The organism is Pseudomonas sp. MONT-RG-20F-20-E-7-02, from assembly GCF_022662395.1.
Taxonomy (GTDB): domain Bacteria; phylum Pseudomonadota; class Gammaproteobacteria; order Pseudomonadales; family Pseudomonadaceae; genus Aquipseudomonas.
The window spans coordinates 429,019-446,652 of sequence record NZ_JAKNQN010000004.1 but is presented as its reverse complement, the minus strand read 5'-3'; the positions used below and the strand labels follow the sequence as shown (position 1 = coordinate 446,652).

Annotated in this window: 16 protein-coding genes; 6 read left to right on the top strand and 10 right to left on the bottom strand. The window is 59.6% G+C overall.

All coding sequences use genetic code 11. The features are described 5' to 3' along the window. The first annotated feature begins 230 nt into the window (after positions 1-230). Entirely contained in the window at positions 231-707 is a 477-nt protein-coding gene (locus tag L8I05_RS14975; protein WP_159960847.1) for a sn-glycerol-3-phosphate transporter, read from the top strand. A 47-nt stretch (positions 708-754) separates the two neighbouring features. Here the strand turns inward: L8I05_RS14975 and L8I05_RS14970 are convergent, their stop codons facing one another. The 6 genes from L8I05_RS14970 to L8I05_RS14945 all read right to left on the bottom strand — a co-directional run bounded on the left by L8I05_RS14970 (position 755) and on the right by L8I05_RS14945 (position 8,048). After that, positions 755-1,723, bottom strand: coding sequence for a CDP-6-deoxy-delta-3,4-glucoseen reductase (locus L8I05_RS14970; protein WP_159960849.1), 969 nt, complete (start codon positions 1,721-1,723; stop codon positions 755-757). Further along, positions 1,723-3,189: a 4-hydroxy-3-polyprenylbenzoate decarboxylase gene (ubiD, locus tag L8I05_RS14965; protein ID WP_056860766.1), complete on the bottom strand. Its 1,467-nt coding sequence runs from the start codon at positions 3,187-3,189 to the stop codon at positions 1,723-1,725. Before ubiD ends, L8I05_RS14970 begins: the two co-directional genes overlap by 1 nt. A 59-nt stretch (positions 3,190-3,248) precedes the next feature. Next, positions 3,249-5,252 (bottom strand): acyltransferase family protein, encoded by a 2,004-nt coding sequence (locus tag L8I05_RS14960; protein ID WP_242169821.1) that lies wholly within the window; start codon positions 5,250-5,252, stop codon positions 3,249-3,251. 155 nt (positions 5,253-5,407) lie between these two features. Then, positions 5,408-6,667: a transcription termination factor Rho gene (rho, locus tag L8I05_RS14955; RefSeq protein WP_159960853.1), complete on the bottom strand. Its 1,260-nt coding sequence runs from the start codon at positions 6,665-6,667 to the stop codon at positions 5,408-5,410. Positions 6,668-6,901: 234 nt separating this feature from the next. Beyond that, positions 6,902-7,231, bottom strand: a complete 330-nt coding sequence (gene trxA / locus L8I05_RS14950; RefSeq protein WP_003213989.1) for a thioredoxin TrxA — start codon at positions 7,229-7,231, stop codon at positions 6,902-6,904. Between the two features lie 121 nt (positions 7,232-7,352). Further along, positions 7,353-8,048, bottom strand: a complete 696-nt coding sequence (locus L8I05_RS14945; RefSeq protein WP_242169818.1) for an FCD domain-containing protein — start codon at positions 8,046-8,048, stop codon at positions 7,353-7,355. Positions 8,049-8,303: 255 nt separating this feature from the next. Here L8I05_RS14945 and L8I05_RS14940 point away from each other — a divergent pair, with 255 nt between their 5' ends. The 4 genes from L8I05_RS14940 to L8I05_RS14925 are packed head-to-tail and all read left to right on the top strand — an operon-like array spanning position 8,304 to position 11,146. Beyond that, positions 8,304-9,089 (top strand): transporter substrate-binding domain-containing protein, encoded by a 786-nt coding sequence (locus tag L8I05_RS14940; protein ID WP_159960857.1) that lies wholly within the window; start codon positions 8,304-8,306, stop codon positions 9,087-9,089. A gap of 17 nt (positions 9,090-9,106) precedes the next feature. Next, positions 9,107-9,775 (top strand): amino acid ABC transporter permease, encoded by a 669-nt coding sequence (locus tag L8I05_RS14935; protein ID WP_064454658.1) that lies wholly within the window; start codon positions 9,107-9,109, stop codon positions 9,773-9,775. Beyond that, positions 9,772-10,422, top strand: a complete 651-nt coding sequence (locus tag L8I05_RS14930; protein WP_197626416.1) for an amino acid ABC transporter permease — start codon at positions 9,772-9,774, stop codon at positions 10,420-10,422. The genes L8I05_RS14935 and L8I05_RS14930 overlap by 4 nt, the downstream gene beginning before the upstream one ends. Next, positions 10,409-11,146 (top strand): amino acid ABC transporter ATP-binding protein, encoded by a 738-nt coding sequence (locus tag L8I05_RS14925; protein WP_159960863.1) that lies wholly within the window; start codon positions 10,409-10,411, stop codon positions 11,144-11,146. Before L8I05_RS14930 ends, L8I05_RS14925 begins: the two co-directional genes overlap by 14 nt. Here the strand turns inward: L8I05_RS14925 and L8I05_RS14920 are convergent. From L8I05_RS14920 to L8I05_RS14905, 4 genes are all read right to left on the bottom strand, one after another. After that, positions 11,118-11,669, bottom strand: a complete 552-nt coding sequence (locus L8I05_RS14920) for a hypothetical protein (protein WP_242169815.1) — start codon at positions 11,667-11,669, stop codon at positions 11,118-11,120. The genes L8I05_RS14925 and L8I05_RS14920 overlap by 29 nt on opposite strands. Then, the gene (locus L8I05_RS14915) at positions 11,653-14,097 is read right to left on the bottom strand and encodes a fimbria/pilus outer membrane usher protein (protein ID WP_242169812.1); all 2,445 of its coding nucleotides are present in this window, start codon (positions 14,095-14,097) and stop codon (positions 11,653-11,655) included. Before L8I05_RS14915 ends, L8I05_RS14920 begins: the two co-directional genes overlap by 17 nt. A gap of 70 nt (positions 14,098-14,167) precedes the next feature. Beyond that, complete coding sequence (locus tag L8I05_RS14910; RefSeq protein ID WP_242169810.1) at positions 14,168-14,872, bottom strand: fimbria/pilus chaperone family protein; 705 nt, start codon at positions 14,870-14,872, stop codon at positions 14,168-14,170. Between the two features lie 106 nt (positions 14,873-14,978). Next, positions 14,979-15,620 carry a DUF1120 domain-containing protein gene (locus tag L8I05_RS14905; RefSeq protein WP_242169807.1) on the bottom strand — a complete coding sequence of 214 codons (642 nt, stop codon included), beginning with the start codon at positions 15,618-15,620 and terminating at the stop codon, positions 14,979-14,981. A 481-nt stretch (positions 15,621-16,101) separates the two neighbouring features. Between L8I05_RS14905 and ppx the strand changes: the two genes are divergently transcribed. Then, entirely contained in the window at positions 16,102-17,604 is a 1,503-nt protein-coding gene (ppx, locus tag L8I05_RS14900; protein WP_242169804.1) for an exopolyphosphatase, read from the top strand. Positions 17,605-17,634 lie beyond the last annotated feature (30 nt).

Sequence of the window (17,634 nt, the reverse complement as noted above, 5' to 3'; positions counted from 1 at the left end):
ATCCGGCTGGCGGCGGTGGCGGTCATTTATTGGTTATTGGCTGATAGTCGGTAGTCCGTTGCCTTATAGCTTAATGAGATTATTCCTACAGCTAAAATACCCAAAAAGAATAAGCATAGGCAGCCATGTTTTCAGCGCAGGTTCAGGCCGCGCAGAACGTCAGCCGCCAAACTGTAGAAGTTTAGCGACCCCCACTAGCCGCCCATTCAAACGACTATCGAGGTCGGACCATGAAGTACTTTTTTTCTGGCTTGCTGCTGATGGCACAAGCCGCTGCCGCCCTAGCCTCTGAGGCCGCCGCCGAAGACGATAAGGGCTTCTGGTACGCCCAGACGAGCGTCTACACCCGGCACTTTTCGCCAGACCCACAGCACAACAACAATCAGGATTTGATCAACCTGGAGCGTAATGAAGCCTCCGGGCTGGTGTATGGCGGGGCGACGTTTCGCAACTCGTTCAGCCAACGTTCATATTACGTTTACGCCGGCAAACGCTATGACATTGGCGAATCGCCGTTCTATATGAAAGTGACTGCAGGCGCGCTTCAGGGCTATCGCGGCAAGTACCGCGACAAAATCCCACTCAACCGTTTTGGCGTGGCACCGGCGATCATTCCCTCTGTGGGCGTGAACTTCGGCCCGGTGGCCAGCGAGTTGGTGTTGCTGGGTTTCAATGCGGCAATGCTGACGGCGGGTGTGCGTTTCTGACCATCAGGCAAGCTGAATAAGCTCCCACAGTTTGATGGGATACAAAATCAGGGACGCGGCGCGTAGGCGAACACGTCGGCGCGCATCTGGTGCGCATCCATGCCGGCGTCGACCAGCGCATCCAATGTGCCGTAGATCATCGCCGGCGAACCGCTGGCATAGACATGCACGGCCTTGAGGTCGCTGATGTCTTCACACACCGCCTCATGCAGCAGCCCGCAGCGCCCTTCCCAACCGCACAGGTCGCTGACAACTTTGTGCAGGAACAGGTTGGGCAATTGCTGCCACTGGTCCCAGTGTTCGATTTCGTAGAAATCTTCCGGGCGACGCACGCCCCAGTACAGGTGCACCGGGTGCTTGAAGCCGGAAGCGCGGCAGTGTTCGATCAAGCTGTGCATCTGCGCCATGCCGGTGCCGGCGGCAATCAATACCAGCGGCCCGTCGGGCAGTTCGGCCAGGTGTGTGTCACCAAATGGCAGCTCGACACGCGCCATTTGATTGCGCTGCAATTGCTCAATCAGGTTGCGGGCACTGTCTTCGCGCACCAGCACATGCAACTCCAGCTCACGCCCGGCGTGGGGCGCCGAGGCCAGGGAGAATGCCGACTTCTCGCCATTGTCCCGCTCGATCATCAGGTATTGCCCGGCGTGGTAGCGCACGGCCTTACCGGCCGGAGCACGCAGGCGCACGCGCCATACATCGCCACCGACTTCAACACACTCACTCAATTGGCACGACAACTTGCGCAACGGCAACTCTCCCGGCGCCAGCACGCCATCCCACAACACAATGCAATCTTCCAACGGCTCGGCGATGCAGGTGTAGAACTCACCATGGTCGCGCACTTCACCGGCTTGCTGCACCCGGCCCTCGACCAGCAGCGCCGCACACACATGGCACACGCCATTGCGACAGGCCTGCGGGCACTCGTAGCCCAGGCGGCGTGCGCCTTCGAGGATTCGCTCGCCAGGGACCAGTTCCAGTACCGCGCCGGAAGGTTGCAGGGTTACACGCATCAATCTATTCCCAATTCTTTCCAGATCGCATCCACGCGCGCGGTCACGGCTTCATCCTTGACGATCACCCGGCCCCACTCGCGGGTGGTTTCACCCGGCCACTTATGGGTGGCATCCAGGCCCATTTTCGAACCCAGGCCCGACACCGGCGAGGCAAAGTCGAGGTAGTCGATCGGCGTGTTATCGATCATCACCGTGTCGCGCTTGGGGTCCATGCGCGTGGTGATGGCCCAGATCACGTCGTTCCAGTCCCGCGCATTGATATCGTCGTCGGTGACAATAACGAACTTGGTGTACATGAACTGTCGCAAAAACGACCACACACCCAGCATTACCCGCTTGGCGTGGCCCGGGTACGACTTCTTCATGGTCACGATGGCCATGCGGTACGAGCAGCCTTCGGGCGGCAGGTAGAAGTCGGTGATCTCCGGGAACTGCTTTTGCAGGATCGGCACGAACACTTCGTTGAGCGCCACGCCGAGAATGGCTGGCTCATCCGGCGGACGGCCGGTGTAGGTGCTGTGGTAGATCGGCTTGATCCGATGGGTGATGCGCTCGACGGTGAACACCGGGAAGCTGTCGACTTCGTTGTAATAGCCGGTGTGGTCACCGTAAGGGCCTTCATCGGCCATTTCGCCCGGATGAATCACGCCTTCGAGGATGATTTCGGCGGTGGCCGGCACTTGCAGGTCGTTGCCACGGCACTTCACCAGTTCGGTGCGATTGCCACGCAGCAGGCCGGCAAAGGCGTATTCGGACAGGCTGTCGGGCACCGGCGTGACGGCACCGAGAATGGTCGCCGGGTCAGCGCCCAGGGCCACGGACACCGGGAACGGCTTGCCGGGGTGCTTTTCGCACCACTCACGGAAGTCCAGCGCACCGCCACGGTGGCTCAGCCAGCGCATGATGACCTTATTGCGGCCGATCACTTGCTGACGGTAGATACCGAGGTTCTGGCGATCCTTGTTCGGACCTTTGGTGACGGTCAGGCCCCAAGTGATCAGCGGGCCGACATCGCCGGGCCAGCAGGTCTGCACGGGCAGCATGCCGAGGTCGACGTCATCGCCTTCGATGACCACTTCCTGGCACACGGCGTCTTTGACCACCTTGGGCGCCATGGCAATGATCTTGCGGAAGATCGGCAGCTTCGACCACGCGTCCTTGAGACCCTTGGGTGGCTCGGGCTCCTTGAGGAAAGCCAGCAGCTTGCCAATTTCGCGCAGCTCGCTGACCGACTCGGCGCCCATGCCAAAGGCCACACGGTCCGGTGTACCGAACAGGTTGCCGAGCACCGGGATATCAAAGCCGGTCGGGTTCTCGAACAGCAGCGCCGGGCCCTTGTTGCGCAGGGTACGGTCGCAAATCTCAGTCATTTCCAGCACCGGGGAAATCGGCACCTGGATACGTTTCAACTCTCCGCGCTGCTCAAGTTGCTGCACGAAATCCCGAAGATCCTTGAATTTCATTAACCATGCCACCCGTAAAATAGGCGTACATCCTACCTGCTCTTACGAGCGCTGACAGCTTATTGCACGTCATTGCGGCTCATGGCTGAGTCAGCAGATGTATTGCGCAGCGTGCGGAAGAAGGGTTCAAGGAACCCTTCCACAAGCCGCGAACCCGCGATTGAAAGGTGATTGTCATCGGTGTAGAGCGCGTGACCATCAAGCTCGACCCTGCACCAGCTGTTGACGTCACACAGTTTGGGCGCCGGGTCCAGCACCCGAACGCCTGGGTCAGCCGCGGCCATGCGCTCAAAGGTGGCGCTTATATAGGCCTGTCGCTCCAAGTGTTCGGCGAGTGGCAAGCCCTCCTTGTCGGTCGGACGCCCCAACATCGCCAAACGGGCGAGCCGGAAAGGCACGTTGAAATCCTGCAGCGGCACTTCCTTGACCAACCATACCCGGTGGCCACTGGCACGCAGTTGCTGCACCCGCGCCTTCAAACCCTCGGCGAACAGCTGCTGCGCGATGGCTCGGTCATACTTCCCCGTCGCAGGGTCATGGATGGAAGCCCCGGTATCGCCGGAGCGCTCCCCATAAACATAGAGACTCCAACGTGCGACCAGCGCCACATCGCTGAAATGCTCGTGGCTCAACAACGCTGCGGTGCGTTCGTTGAAAGCTCTGCATCCGGGTGTATTTTCTTCCCGAAAGAAAGGCAGGCAGCCGGCGTAACCGGCTTGAGTGATGCTGAAGTCGTATTTGATTGACCCATCTTTCAACGCCGGAATCAGCGCTGACGCATGGCTGTCACCCCACACCAGCGCCCGCGCCGTGCTCGCTTGCGGGCCAAAATGGCAAGGTTCACGGTGATTGTTTTTCTTGTCATCCCCCAGGCAGCTCATGAGTTTTGGGCTCCAGGTATGCGTCTGGGCAAATTGCAGTGCTTCGGGTGACAACCGTTGCGCAAAGCCATCCGACCACACCAGGCCTTTTCCGGCCAGGCCCAGGCTTACAAGGGCAATGACACCCGCCACCAGGATCGAGCGATTTCCCGCCAACAGGCGCCGCTCACGAAACGGCCCTTCGACAAACCTCCAGGAGCCATAACCCAGCAGCAGGCTCAAGAAGAGCAGCGCCGTCAGCTCCAAAGGCGTGAGGCCAAAGATACTGGCGTACTTGCCAAACACCAGCACCGGCCAGTGCCACAGGTACCAGGAATAAGAAATCAGCCCTATGCCCACCAACACGCGACTGCCCAGCAGGCGACCGACCAGGGTTGTGTGTTGGCCGTTGGCCCAAATCAGCCCCACCACACCCAACACGGGCAACAGCGCCGCAGCGCCTGGGAAAGCCGTGTCGGCGTCATAACCAAACACCGCGACCAGAATCAGGCCCAGGCTGATCAAGCTGACGGTCTGTGCCAACCCCAGGCTTACCCGCTGAGCGCGCACCGGCAACACCGCCAGCATGGCGCCTGCCAACAGCTCCCAGGCACGCATAGGCAGCAGGAAAAACGCCTTTTCGGGCGCATGGGACACCGCCCACACGCTGGCAGCAAATGACACCAGCAACAGCACAAACAACGCGCTGCGCCAAGGCTTCAGCCAGCGCGACAGCACCGCCAGCAACAGCGGAAAGGCAATGTAGAACTGCTCTTCAACCGACAGCGACCATGTGTGCAGCATCGGCTTCATGTCGGAGGCGGTCTCGAAGTAACCGTCCTGACGCATGAAGAACAGGTTGGAGATGAAGATCACCTGATTGTGAATTGAGCGTCCCAGCTCTTCGTAGTCCTTGGGCGCCAGCAGAAACCAGCCGACCACCAATGACGCAAGCATCATGACAACCAGCGCCGGCAGGATACGCCGGGCCCGCCGGGCCCAAAAATCCAGAAAACTGAAATGCCCGGCCTGACGTTCGCGCCAAATGATCGAGGTGATCAGGAAACCTGAAATCACAAAGAACACATCAACGCCGACAAAGCCGCCAGTAACGCCTGGAACCCCGAAATGGAACAGCACGACAGCCAGGACAGCGATGGCACGCAAGCCGTCAATGTCTCTTCGGTAAGCAAGAGAGGTCATAAATGGTAGTCAGTCTGGAACGGTTTGAGGTGAGCGTAGACGCGCCCACCTTTGTTGTTTATTTACTGACAACCCTGCCGAACAAACCTCCCTTATGTGACGCAAAAAAAATGGCGCCCCAAAGGGCGCCATTTTTTCGGACCTGAAGCGTCGTATTACTTACGTTTCATCGACAAGAAGAACTCGTCGTTGGTCTTGGTGGCTTTCAACTTGTCGACCAGGAACTCGATGGCGGCGACTTCGTCCATCGGGTGCAGCAATTTGCGCAGGATCCACATACGCTGCAGTTCGTCGTCGGCGGTCAGCAACTCTTCGCGGCGGGTGCCGGAACGGTTGATGTTGATCGCAGGGAACACGCGCTTTTCCGCGATACGGCGGTCCAGAGGCAGTTCCATGTTGCCGGTACCCTTGAACTCTTCGTAGATCACTTCGTCCATCTTCGAGCCGGTTTCAACCAGCGCGGTGGCGATAATGGTCAGCGAGCCGCCTTCTTCGATGTTCCGCGCGGCGCCGAAGAAACGCTTTGGTTTCTCCAGGGCGTGGGCATCGACACCACCGGTGAGGACCTTGCCGGAGCTCGGGATCACGGTGTTGTAGGCACGGGCCAGACGGGTGATGGAGTCGAGCAGGATCACCACGTCCTTCTTGTGCTCGACCAGGCGCTTGGCCTTCTCGATCACCATTTCGGCAACCTGCACGTGGCGGGTTGGCGGCTCATCGAACGTCGAGGCAACCACTTCGCCGCGCACGGTGCGCTGCATTTCGGTTACTTCTTCCGGACGCTCATCGATCAGCAGCACGATCAGGTGAACTTCAGGATTGTTACGTGCGATGTTCGCTGCAATGTTCTGCAGCATGATGGTCTTACCGGCTTTCGGCGGTGCGACGATCAGGCCGCGCTGGCCTTTACCGATCGGGGCGCACAGGTCGATGACACGACCGGTCAAGTCTTCGGTGGAACCGTTACCGGCTTCCATCTTCATGCGCACGGTCGGGAACAGCGGCGTCAGGTTCTCGAAGAGAATCTTGTTTTTCGCGTTCTCGGGGCGATCGAAGTTGATCGTGTCGACCTTGAGCAGGGCGAAATAACGCTCACCTTCCTTCGGAGGACGGATCTTGCCAACGATGGTGTCACCGGTGCGCAAGTTGAAGCGACGTATCTGGCTCGGCGAGACGTAGATGTCGTCTGGGCCGGCGAGATAGGAAGCGTCAGCGGAGCGGAGGAAGCCGAAGCCGTCCTGGAGAATCTCCAGCACGCCATCACCGGAGATTTCCTCGCCGCTTTTCGCGTGCTTTTTGAGCAGGGAGAAAATCACGTCCTGCTTGCGCGAACGGGCCATATTTTCTATGCCCATTTCTTCGGCCAATTGGAGCAGGTCGGTAATCGGCTTTTGCTTGAGTTCAGTCAGATTCATATAGGAATGACGTAATCATTTATGGAGGGGGGAAATTAAGCTTTTGGCTTAATGAGGCCGCGCCGCAGAGAAGGCGACAGGATCGCGTACTAATCGAAAAGGAATGCGTCGGCGACGGCTTGCAGGGGGCAGTGGAGAAACCAGTGCGGGGCCGAATGTACCACCTGAATTTCGGAGCGTCTAGCCCTGTTTCACGAAAAAGCCCCGCAATTTGCGGGGCTTTTTTTACGACGCTTAGATGTTCGCGTCGAGGAAAGCTTGCAACTGAGACTTCGACAGTGCGCCCACTTTAGTGGCTTCGACGTTGCCGTTCTTGAACAGCATCAGCGTCGGGATCCCACGCACGCCGTGCTTGGCCGGGGTTTCCTGGTTGTCGTCGATGTTCAGCTTGGCAATGGTCAGCTTGCCTTCGTAGGTGGTCGCAATATCGTCCAGAACAGGGGCGATCATTTTGCAAGGGCCGCACCATTCAGCCCAGTAGTCAACCAGCACCGGGCCTTGAGCCTTGAGTACTTCGGCCTCAAAGGTCGCGTCGGTGACGTGCTTGATAAGATCGTTGCTCATGGATGTCTCCGGATTGTAAGCAAAAAAAACGTGGCCCATCATAGCCGCCCTTCCCCCGTTCAGGAAGCCGCCTCTGATTGACTCTTGCTATGGTGCTGCATGAGTTTGGGTATAGCTCAACTCATGACGACACGGGAGTCACAAATGCGATGCCCGTGCGCAATGCCGCATTGCGCACGTGTTCCTGCATGGTTTTCTGCGCCGCCGCACTGGCGCGTCGGGCCAGGGCACGCAGGATCCTGCGGTGCTCCTGCCAGGTTTCCATCGCCCGCTCCGGCCGGATGAACGGTAGTTTCTGGCTCTCCAAAAACACCTCGGCACTTGCACTCAGGATGCTCACCATCGCCTGGTTACCGCTGGCCAGCAGGATCCGCTGGTGAAATTCGAAGTCCAGCCGGGCCGCAGCTTCAAAGTCGCCAGCCTTGAGCACCTTGCGCATGGCCTCGACGTTGTCTTGCAGGCTGTCCAGCTCATCGACGCTCAGCGTCACCGCCGCCAGCCCCGCCGCAAAGCCCTCCAGGGCGTAACGTAATTGGAAGATATCCAGCGGCGTCGCCTGAGCCGCAAAGGGCCAGGCAAACCCGGGTGACTCGTCGACCGCCTGCACAAACACGCCCTTGCCGGGCTGCACACTGACCACCCCCAAGGCACTCAAGGACGACAAGGCCTCGCGCAGCGACGCCCGACTGACGCCCAACTGCACCGCCAGGTCGCGCTGGGACGGCAATGCATCGCCCGCTGCAAAGCCCTGTTCCTTGATCAGTTTGCGGATGGCCTGCAGGGCCGCTTCCGGTACGGCTTGGGCGATGGAATTCATAAAAAACTCATAGTTCCAGACAACTGAGCGGCTAGTTGTAAAGCTATTCGAAGCCGGCGGCAAGCCACGCCCCAAAGGGGCTCGCGGGGTTTTATCGACGCTCGAAAAAGGTGCGAAAAGCGCAACCACTGTTCAGACCAGTAAGACCACCGCGCCTCAACAAATCCCGGCGTTGCAGGCGATTCGAGCGGTGATGGCATGAGCTGTGCACTGAGCAAACTCAGAAAATCCCTTCGCCTTTTTCGGAGAGTTGCCATGACCAAGCGCTACAGCGCCCTGCTCACTGCCCTGTTTGCCAGCCTGATGCTGAGCCAGGCACCCGCCCAGGCCAATGGTCTGGACGACATCGTCGCCCGTGGCACCCTCAAGGTCGCCGTGCCCCAGGACTTCCCGCCGTTCGGCTCGGTCGGCCCTGACATGAAACCCCGCGGCCTGGACATCGACACCGCCAAGCTGCTGGCCGACCAGCTCAAGGTCAAGCTGGAGCTGACCCCGGTCAACAGCACCAACCGCATTCCGTTTCTCACCACCGGCAAGGTCGACCTGGTGATTTCCAGCCTGGGCAAAAACGCCGAGCGCGAAAAGGTCATCGACTTTTCCAAGGCCTATGCACCGTTCTACCTCGCTGTATTCGGCCCGCCTGAGGCAGCCATCCACACCACCGATGACCTCAAGGGCAAGACCATCAGCGTGACGCGCGGCGCCATCGAAGACATCGAGCTGACCGCCGTTGCGCCCAAGGAAGCCACGATCAAACGCTTCGAAGACAACAACTCGACCATCGCCGCCTATCTGGCCGGCCAGGTTGACCTGATTGCCAGCGGCAACGTGGTGATGGTCGCGATCAGCGAGCGCAGCAATAAACGCGCGCTGGAACTGAAAGTGAAACTCAAGGACTCGCCGGTGTACGTGGGCGTGAACAAGAACGAGCCGGCGTTGCTGGAAAAGGTCAATCAGATCCTGGTGGCGGCCAAGGCCGACGGCAGCCTGGAAAAGAATGCGATGCAGTGGCTCAAAGAGCCGCTGCCTGCAGATCTTTGAAGCGACGGAGCTGATTCATGGCGTATCAATTTGACTTTATGCCGGTGCTGGCCAATACCGACCTGCTGCTGCGCGGCGCCCTGTTCACGCTGGAGCTGACGGCCATCGGCGCGATCCTGGGCGTTGCCCTGGGCACCGTCGGCGCGGTGGTGCGAGCGTGGAAGATCCAGCCGTTTGCCTGGTTCTTCGGCGTGTATGTCGAGTTGATCCGCAACACGCCGTTTCTGGTGCAGTTGTTCTTCATCTTCTTCGGCCTGCCATCCCTGGGGCTGAAAATCACTGAATGGCAAGCCGCTGTGCTGGCGATGGTGATCAACTTGGGGGCCTACTCCACCGAGATCATCCGCGCCGGCATCCAGGCAATTCCTCGTGGCCAGCTGGAAGCCGCAGCCGCACTGGCGATGACGCGTTTCGAAGCGTTCCGCCACGTGGTGCTGCTGCCGGCGCTGGGCAAGGTGTGGCCGGCCCTGAGCAGCCAGATCATCATCGTAATGCTCGGTTCGGCCGTGTGTTCACAGATCGCCACCGAAGAGCTGAGCTTTGCCGCCAACTTTATTCAGTCGCGCAACTTCCGCGCCTTTGAAACCTATGCGCTGACCACCCTGGTGTACCTGTGCATGGCGCTGATGATTCGTCAGTTGCTCAACTGGATTGGCCGCCGCTTCGTGATGAGGAACAGCCGATGAGTGATTTCTCCTTCTGGGACATCGTGCGCAACCTGGCCACCGGCCTGCAATGGACCCTGTTGCTGTCGCTGGTGGCGTTTGTCGGCGGTGGCCTGATCGGCTTGCTGGTGATGACGATGCGCATCAGCCGCAAAGCGTTCCCGCGCAATGTCGCGCGCACCTATATCGAACTGTTCCAGGGCACGCCGCTGTTGATGCAGCTGTTCCTGGTGTTTTTCGGCATTGCCCTGCTCGGCGTGGATATTTCACCCTGGCTGGCGGCGGCCATTGCCTTGACCCTGTTTACCAGCGCCTACCTCGCCGAGATCTGGCGCGGCTGCGTCGAATCCATCGCCCACGGGCAATGGGAGGCGTCCGCCAGCCTGGCCCTCAACCCGTTTGAGCAACTGCGCTACGTGATCCTGCCCCAGGCCCTGCGGATTGCCGTGGCGCCCACCGTGGGGTTCTCGGTGCAGGTGGTCAAAGGCACCGCCGTGACCTCGATCATCGGCTTTACCGAATTGACCAAGACCGGCGGCATGCTCGCCAACGCCACCTTCGAGCCCTTTATGGTCTACGGCCTGGTGGCCCTCGGTTACTTCTTGCTCTGCTACCCCTTGTCCCTCAGTGCCCGTTACCTGGAAAGGAGACTGCATGCCTCTGCTTAGAATTTCCGCCCTGCATAAGTATTACGGCGATCACCACGTACTCAAGGGCATCGACCTGACAGTCGAAGAAGGCCAGGTGGTGGCGATCATCGGCCGCAGTGGCTCGGGCAAATCCACCTTGCTGCGTACCCTTAATGGCCTGGAGTCGATCAACGACGGCGTGATCGAAGTCGATGGCGAATACCTCGACGCCGCGCGCGCCGACTTGCGCAGCCTGCGGCAGAAAGTCGGCATGGTGTTCCAGCAGTTCAACCTGTTCCCGCACCTGACCGTGGGCGAAAACGTGATGCTCGCACCGCAAGTGGTGCAGAAAGTGCCCAAGGCCAAAGCGGCACAACTTGCCAAGCAGATGCTGGAGCGGGTCGGGCTGGGGGAAAAGTTCGATGCCTTCCCTGATCGCCTGTCCGGTGGCCAGCAACAACGCGTGGCTATTGCGCGCGCGCTGGCCATGTCACCCAAGGTGCTGCTGTGCGACGAAATCACCTCGGCCCTGGACCCGGAGCTGGTCAACGAAGTGCTCAGCGTGGTGCGTCAACTGGCCAACGACGGCATGACGTTGATCATGGTGACCCACGAAATGCGCTTTGCCCGGGAAGTGGGCGACAAGCTGGTGTTCATGCACCAGGGCAAAGTGCATGAAGTCGGCGACCCGAAGACGTTGTTCGCCAACCCTAAAACGCCGGAATTCGCCAACTTCATTGGCTCGGTGGAGCAGCCGAGCTGAGCAGTTCGAAACTGCCCTGCCCCTCCAGGCGCGTTTCGTCGCGCACGTGCATGTCACCGGCGGGCAGGTCGGTGTCGATATCGACTTGAGCGGTCAATCGCCGACCTATCATTGGCATTCCTGCGACTCGTGCCATCAACGCCTGGCCGGGCAGCAACTGCCCGCTGGCAGGCTCGCCGGGCAAATGCGCAGCTACCCAGCCGACAGCATGCCCATCCACCTGGGCATGTTTGAGGCTCAGGCGAAAACGCCCTTGGCGGCCAAATCGAAAGCCCTGACCATCCGCTGCGACGCCGATAAAGCGCAACGTCATTTGCGCAGGCTCCACGCACAGCACATTCAACTGCAAAGAGCGGGTGCCCAGGGTCACGGCCGCTCTTTCAACAAGCGCCTCTTGGCGAATAGCGCCGTAGTCAATGCGCGGCTGGCTCACCGACAACCGGCAGTTCTCAGACCAGGCGTAAGGCGCTGTCAGCAGTGTGTACAGCAGCGCCAAAGACAGGCTTTTAAGCGTCGCGGCCATAGCACACCGCCGAGGTGGTTTCATAGAACTTGTCATTGTTTGGCTTGGCCTCGAGGTTAAAGCGCAACAGGCAGGTGGAAGAGTCGGGTAACGAAACCCGCAGGTTTTGCACCTCGTCGACGTCGTTCAGGAAAATCATGCCCTCACCCACAACACTGGTCAGGAAGCGATTGGCTTTGCCGAACACGGCGGCTCCCTGAGGCAAGGGCCGGCCCTGCTCATCATTCGCGGTGAGCAGCACACGACGTACTTTCACCACATCGAAATTCACGCTGTTGAACGACCCACGGCCCGCAGCGAGCACCTGGGTGCCGTTTTTCAGGTCGACACGCTTGGGCAGCGACTGGGTCTGCACTTCGACTCGGCTGTTGGTGTAGGCCGGCAAACCTGCGATCACCGCTTGCCCGCTGTAGTCGGTCCACACCGGGCCTTGGGGTGTTTCGACTTTTGCAGCGCCTATGTCGCCTACCGAGACAATGCCGAACGTGTCCTGCACGGTATAAGGCGAGAAGGTCAACCCACCCTCGTGAGCCACTACGCCGCCCTGCAACTGTCCGGTGTAGCTGGTGCCGCGAGGGTCACGACTGACACCCAGCCCCACCTGGGTATAACGCGGCAACACGTCCACCTGCCCGCGAATCGATTGCTCCCGCGCCCTGAGGTCGCGGTCGAATCCCACCTCATAGTTCACATACTCATTGACCCGATCCCTGAGTGCTGTACCCGTGGTAAAGCGGTCGCCGCGACGACTGGTGTAGCTCGTCACACGACGATCACCGCCCAGGGGCACGCTGACCTGCAACCGCAGCGACAGGTCGTTCTCCTGGGCGCTGTCCCGTCGCCTGTCGGCAGACGGGGTGTCGCGGGCCGACCGGGTGCCGCCTACCTGCGAGTCCGCGATCAACGCAACCTCGGCGTGACTGAATGACTTATTCCACGAGGCCGACACATGTTCGCTCGTTCGCCCGTCAAATTGAGCACTGCGGGTAAAGCCCGTTGAGAAAACGCCCAACGTGGGATCGGCCCAGCTGATGCTTGCCGTGTACTGGTTTTTGGAACGCGAACCCAGCTCATCGGCCCTGTATGACCGGCCGGCTTCAACGACCTCGCGATAACCGCGGGTTTGGGTCGTTGCGCTGAGGCTCACATCGATGCCGCCGACTACCGGGCTGCTCACGGACACGCTGCTACGCACCCCGGACACTTGGTTTTTGCTGTCTCGAGACAGGTTTTGCCGCGTGCCCACGGAAACCCGCTGGAAAAATATGCTGCTCAAGGTGCCACCGGCCGCCCAGTAGTCATCGGTGCTCAACAAACCAAAGCCCGCAGACGAGTCGCGCCCCAACCCCCAAGTGCCGCCGCCCATGGCGACCAACAGTGTCGGGCCTTCCTCAGCCGCGTTCTTGCGCAGCTTGCCGGCAGAAAAATAGTAACCAGGCACCGCTGGCACAGCCCCCGCGAACGAAGCGGCCGGCACTACGAAACTACGCCTTGCGCCACGCACATCGATCACGCTGACTTGCAGGTCACTGGTGCCATTGAGCAATGGCAGGCCCGTCAGCCGAAAAGGCCCCTCGGGCACCAACGTGCTGTGGATCAATACGCCGGACTGACGCACTTCAATGCGTGACTGGCTCTGCGCAAGCCCTTCGACTACCGCATGGTTGCTGCTCGCAGGCGTGCGTGATTGGCCATCGGGGAAAAACTGCAACCCGGATAACTGGACGCCATCAAACAGCGGATTATTACTGGAGATCTGGCCCACCTGGAAAGTCGATTGCAAGGCGGCCAGATCCCGCTGGGCATAGGCGTTCAGATGCTCGGTACGGACCTTGCCGTTGTCGGCCACATAAAACTGACGACTGCGCAAAATCCAGTCATCCAGGTTAAACCCTGCCTCGGTATAGGCTGAAACGAACCGACTGGACCCACTGCGCGAACGGCTGTCGAAACCCAGTACGTTGTAGTTGAATATCGCCGCCGAACCGCCTTTGGAGAAATGCCCGGCTTCCCACTGTGGGCCACGCAATGACTGGGTCGGAACCACCAGCGCCACCTCGTCAATGCCGGGACGCAACCTCACCATGGTGGTCGGGAACTCCCCGAAAAAGTCATGACAGGCCTGATCCGGGGTGAGGCCTTGCTGAATGAGTGCGCGGGGCTTTACCAGGCCGGCTTTATCCAGCAATCCGGGCGTGAAACACAATCGGCCTTCGTGATCGAACCGTGCGTCCACCAGCCCAAGCGGGTTTCCATTGACGCGCAACCCGACCACTTGGACTCCTTCGCGAAAACGCGCCGCGCCACGGAAGTAATCCGACACTTTTGGGTCGATACCGTGGGCCGTCAGCGCCGCAACGTCGAAACCTTCGCCAAGCTCCAGCGCAGAGACAAGACCGGGTGCCCCCCACAGCGTCGCAAACCCCATGAGCAGCGTCGGCCGGCAAAACAAAAACGACGCGGGCGGGACGTGATTCGAAGGGCGCGCCATGAGCCGGTCAACTCTCATCAGCGTTGATTGCGGCCCGATATCTGTCTACCGCAAACCCATAGACAGTCGCCGGCTGAAACTCGACCTCGGCCACACCACCCAAGGGGCTTGCGGCTGACACGGCGAGCGCTTCGCCGGGCAAAATATAAGCACGCGGTAACGCTGCCTTGATGCCGTGTGGAAGCAACTGCACATCCGCCGCCATGCGCACGACATAGGCACTGTCGTTATGCACGGTGAGACCCTCACCCACCCGCTTCCACTTCAGTAACTCCCAGGGTGTTTGATGCCGGGGCAGGCCTTTGGGGTGCAGGATCAGCGGCAAGTTCTGGCGGATGGTGATACCGATCGTGGCCCCCTGCTCCGCACGCGCCTGGGGAATACCCTCGAATGACACACGCTTGAGCCGCTGAGTCTTGAGCGGCGCCTTCAAGGTACTGATGAAGCGCACCAATTGCGTGTCGCCCGCCTCCACGCGCGCAATGGGCGGTGTGACAATCAACAGCGGCTCCAGGTCCTCGGGCACATTCTCTACCACTGAATGAAGCAACGCCGGGCCTGCATCCGTATTCTTGATGTTTATTGTGGCTTCGCCCTCTTCTTCATAGAGCAGTACCACCGTTGTTTCAGGCTGCATACCGTCCGCCGCAGCAACTGCAGTAAACAAGAGGCTAAAAAACAACGCTCGACTTAGTATCGAACAACACCGCATTGAATGTTCCCCACAACGTATAAAGTTGATTTCCGGCAGACAAACACCCACAAAAAAAACAACCGACCAGAACGCGTTAGTTTCCGGATCGGTTGTTTTACGTTGCTTAGGTGTAGTTCAGTACAATCGTCGCACGCCCATTAAGGGAGACGTCGTTCCTCAAGTCCAACTCCGCCGCCCTGTTGATAACAGCTTTAACTGCAATAGTGCCGGTCAATTGACTGATTGAAGCGGGCGTGAGGGCCGAGCCATTGCGCCACGAGTACTGGGTCAGGTGTGCAACTTTGCCATCACTGTGCTGCCACGAGGCGCCGGTACGCATGATGGGATATAGCGTCGTATTGGATGCCCGCAGGTTGGTGAGCGCAACCGAGTAGCCGCCGGTTCGCCGGGTACCCACAGCGCCCAAGCCAAAGTTCTGCGCTTCGGTATAGCCCGCACCCAGGATGCCCGGCACCTTGGAGCCCGCTTGCAAATCGGTAAAGGTGACCCCGAATGTGGTCGGCGCATTACAAAGGATGTTCAAGCCAACGGTCTTCTCCGTGAGCGGGTTGAACGCCGTCTGGGACAATTCGCCCGAGCGAATATTGCCGTAGTTGATTTCACCGTTGCCAGTAAGATTAAGGCTGCACGCTGCAGGCTTGATCGTGCCGACGACGGTCAATGTCGCACTGTTCGTGGTTGCCTGGGCACTTAAAGCTGCAGCCAGGCAGGTAATACCGAGAGTCAAACCAACAATTTTCTTCATGCTCATCCTGTCACTAAAAAGTTATCAGGTGTTCTTTATTTGTGTTTGGCGACTCCATCGCCCAATTGTTTATCTTCCGGGACATGCATAACAATAAATAAATACCACCAGGCAAAATTGCCGGGTGACAGTCTGTCGCTTTGGCACTTGACTAAAGAATCAGACAACACAACAGTCGCTGTAGGAGGCATATAAACAAATTGTCCCTCTAACCCGATGATCGGGTGGTACAAAAGCAAATAACGCCGAGTCCATTTACTCGCTTACTGTAAGCAAATTCTGAGTAGGTCTTACAATGGAGCGTGGTTAGCTACTCCTACAGCCTCGAAAGCCCTATTCGACTATTGCTTACAAACCCGCCCTACATTTCCCACGAGAATTCCCTACAGCCAGCCTCACGGCAATTACTGAAGCACAACGCGTTGGCGCCAGCGGTCGATCGTGGCACGATGGTCGGGTTATCGACCGAGACCCCCAAACCATGCCGCAATCCCAAGCCAAGAATCTGTCCCTGATCGCCGCCATCGACCTGGGCTCCAACAGCTTTCACATGGTCGTGGCCAAGGCCCAGAACGGCGAAATCCGCATCCTTGAGCGGCTCGGCGAGAAAGTACAACTGGCTGCCGGGATCGACGACGAGCGCCAGCTCAATGAAGAATCCATGCAGCGCGGGCTCGATTGCCTCAAGCGTTTTGCCCAGCTGATCAACGGCATGCCCTTGGGCGCTGTGCGAATCGTGGGCACCAACGCCTTGCGAGAAGCCCGCAACCGTGGCGACTTCATCCGCCGCGCCGAGGAAATCCTCGGGCACCCGGTAGAAGTCATTTCCGGCCGTGAAGAAGCGCGCCTGATTTACCTCGGCGTGTCCCACACCCTGGCCGACACCCCCGGAAAACGCCTGGTGGCGGACATCGGCGGCGGCAGTACCGAATTCATCATCGGCCAGCGTTTCGAGCCACTGCTGCGCGAAAGCCTGCAGATGGGTTGCGTCAGCTACACCCAGCGTTACTTCAAGGATGGCAAGATCACCCCGGCGCGCTATGCACAGGCCTACACGGCGGCGCGCCTGGAGATCATGAGCATCGAACACGCCCTGCACCGCCTGACCTGGGATGAAGCCATCGGCTCGTCCGGCACCATCCGCGCTATCGGCCTGGCCCTCAAGGCCGGCGGCCATGGCACCGGTGAGGTTAACGCCGAAGGCCTGGCGTGGCTCAAGCGCAAACTGTTCAAGCTGGGCGATGCCGAGAAGATCGACTTTGACGGCATCAAACCCGACCGCCGCACCATTTTCCCGGCCGGCCTGGCGATTCTCGAGGCGATCTTCGACGCCCTCGAACTGCAACGCATGGACCACTGCGACGGCGCCCTGCGCGAAGGCGTGCTCTACGACCTGCTGGGCCGTCATCACCACGAAGACGTGCGTGAGCGCACCCTCAGCTCGCTGATGGAGCGTTATCACGTCGACCTGGAACAGGCCGCCCGTGTGGAGCGCAAAGCCCTGCACGCGTTCGACCAGGTGGCCGAGGACTGGGAGCTGGAAGACGGCGTGTGGCGCGAGCTGCTCGGCTGGGCCGCCAAGGTGCATGAAGTGGGCCTGGACATCGCCCACTACCATTACCACAAGCATGGCGCCTACCTGATCGAGCACTCGGACCTCGCCGGTTTCTCCCGCGAAGACCAACAGATGCTCGCCCTGCTGGTGCGCGGCCATCGCCGCAACATCCCCAAGGACAAGTTTGCCGACTTCGGCGACGAAGGTATCAAGCTGATTCGCCTGTGCGTGCTGCTGCGCTTTGCGATTCTGTTCCACCACATCCGTGGCACCCAGGAAATGCCCCAGGTGACCCTGCGCGCCAACGGCGACAGCCTGGACGTGGTATTCCCAAAAGGCTGGCTGGACGAAAACCAGCTGACCCAGGCGGACTTCGCCCAGGAAGCGGAATGGCTGACGCGGGTGGGGTTTAGCCTGAACCTGCGCTAAGCCGATCTAAAGAACACTGCAAAAACAACT

What these genes read in the sequence shown, in the direction of transcription:
- L8I05_RS14975 (WP_159960847.1), top strand. Translation starts at nt 231, where the DNA reads ATGAAGTACTTTTTTTCTGGCTTGCTGCTGATGGCACAAGCCGCTGCC.
- L8I05_RS14970 (WP_159960849.1), bottom strand. Translation starts at nt 1,723, where the DNA reads ATGCGTGTAACCCTGCAACCTTCCGGCGCGGTACTGGAACTGGTCCCT.
- ubiD (WP_056860766.1), bottom strand. Translation starts at nt 3,189, where the DNA reads ATGAAATTCAAGGATCTTCGGGATTTCGTGCAGCAACTTGAGCAGCGC.
- L8I05_RS14960 (WP_242169821.1), bottom strand. Translation starts at nt 5,252, where the DNA reads ATGACCTCTCTTGCTTACCGAAGAGACATTGACGGCTTGCGTGCCATC.
- rho (WP_159960853.1), bottom strand. Translation starts at nt 6,667, where the DNA reads ATGAATCTGACTGAACTCAAGCAAAAGCCGATTACCGACCTGCTCCAA.
- trxA (WP_003213989.1), bottom strand. Translation starts at nt 7,231, where the DNA reads ATGAGCAACGATCTTATCAAGCACGTCACCGACGCGACCTTTGAGGCC.
- L8I05_RS14945 (WP_242169818.1), bottom strand. Translation starts at nt 8,048, where the DNA reads ATGAATTCCATCGCCCAAGCCGTACCGGAAGCGGCCCTGCAGGCCATC.
- L8I05_RS14940 (WP_159960857.1), top strand. Translation starts at nt 8,304, where the DNA reads ATGACCAAGCGCTACAGCGCCCTGCTCACTGCCCTGTTTGCCAGCCTG.
- L8I05_RS14935 (WP_064454658.1), top strand. Translation starts at nt 9,107, where the DNA reads ATGGCGTATCAATTTGACTTTATGCCGGTGCTGGCCAATACCGACCTG.
- L8I05_RS14930 (WP_197626416.1), top strand. Translation starts at nt 9,772, where the DNA reads ATGAGTGATTTCTCCTTCTGGGACATCGTGCGCAACCTGGCCACCGGC.
- L8I05_RS14925 (WP_159960863.1), top strand. Translation starts at nt 10,409, where the DNA reads ATGCCTCTGCTTAGAATTTCCGCCCTGCATAAGTATTACGGCGATCAC.
- L8I05_RS14920 (WP_242169815.1), bottom strand. Translation starts at nt 11,669, where the DNA reads ATGGCCGCGACGCTTAAAAGCCTGTCTTTGGCGCTGCTGTACACACTG.
- L8I05_RS14915 (WP_242169812.1), bottom strand. Translation starts at nt 14,097, where the DNA reads ATGGGGTTTGCGACGCTGTGGGGGGCACCCGGTCTTGTCTCTGCGCTG.
- L8I05_RS14910 (WP_242169810.1), bottom strand. Translation starts at nt 14,872, where the DNA reads ATGCGGTGTTGTTCGATACTAAGTCGAGCGTTGTTTTTTAGCCTCTTG.
- L8I05_RS14905 (WP_242169807.1), bottom strand. Translation starts at nt 15,620, where the DNA reads ATGAAGAAAATTGTTGGTTTGACTCTCGGTATTACCTGCCTGGCTGCA.
- ppx (WP_242169804.1), top strand. Translation starts at nt 16,102, where the DNA reads ATGCCGCAATCCCAAGCCAAGAATCTGTCCCTGATCGCCGCCATCGAC.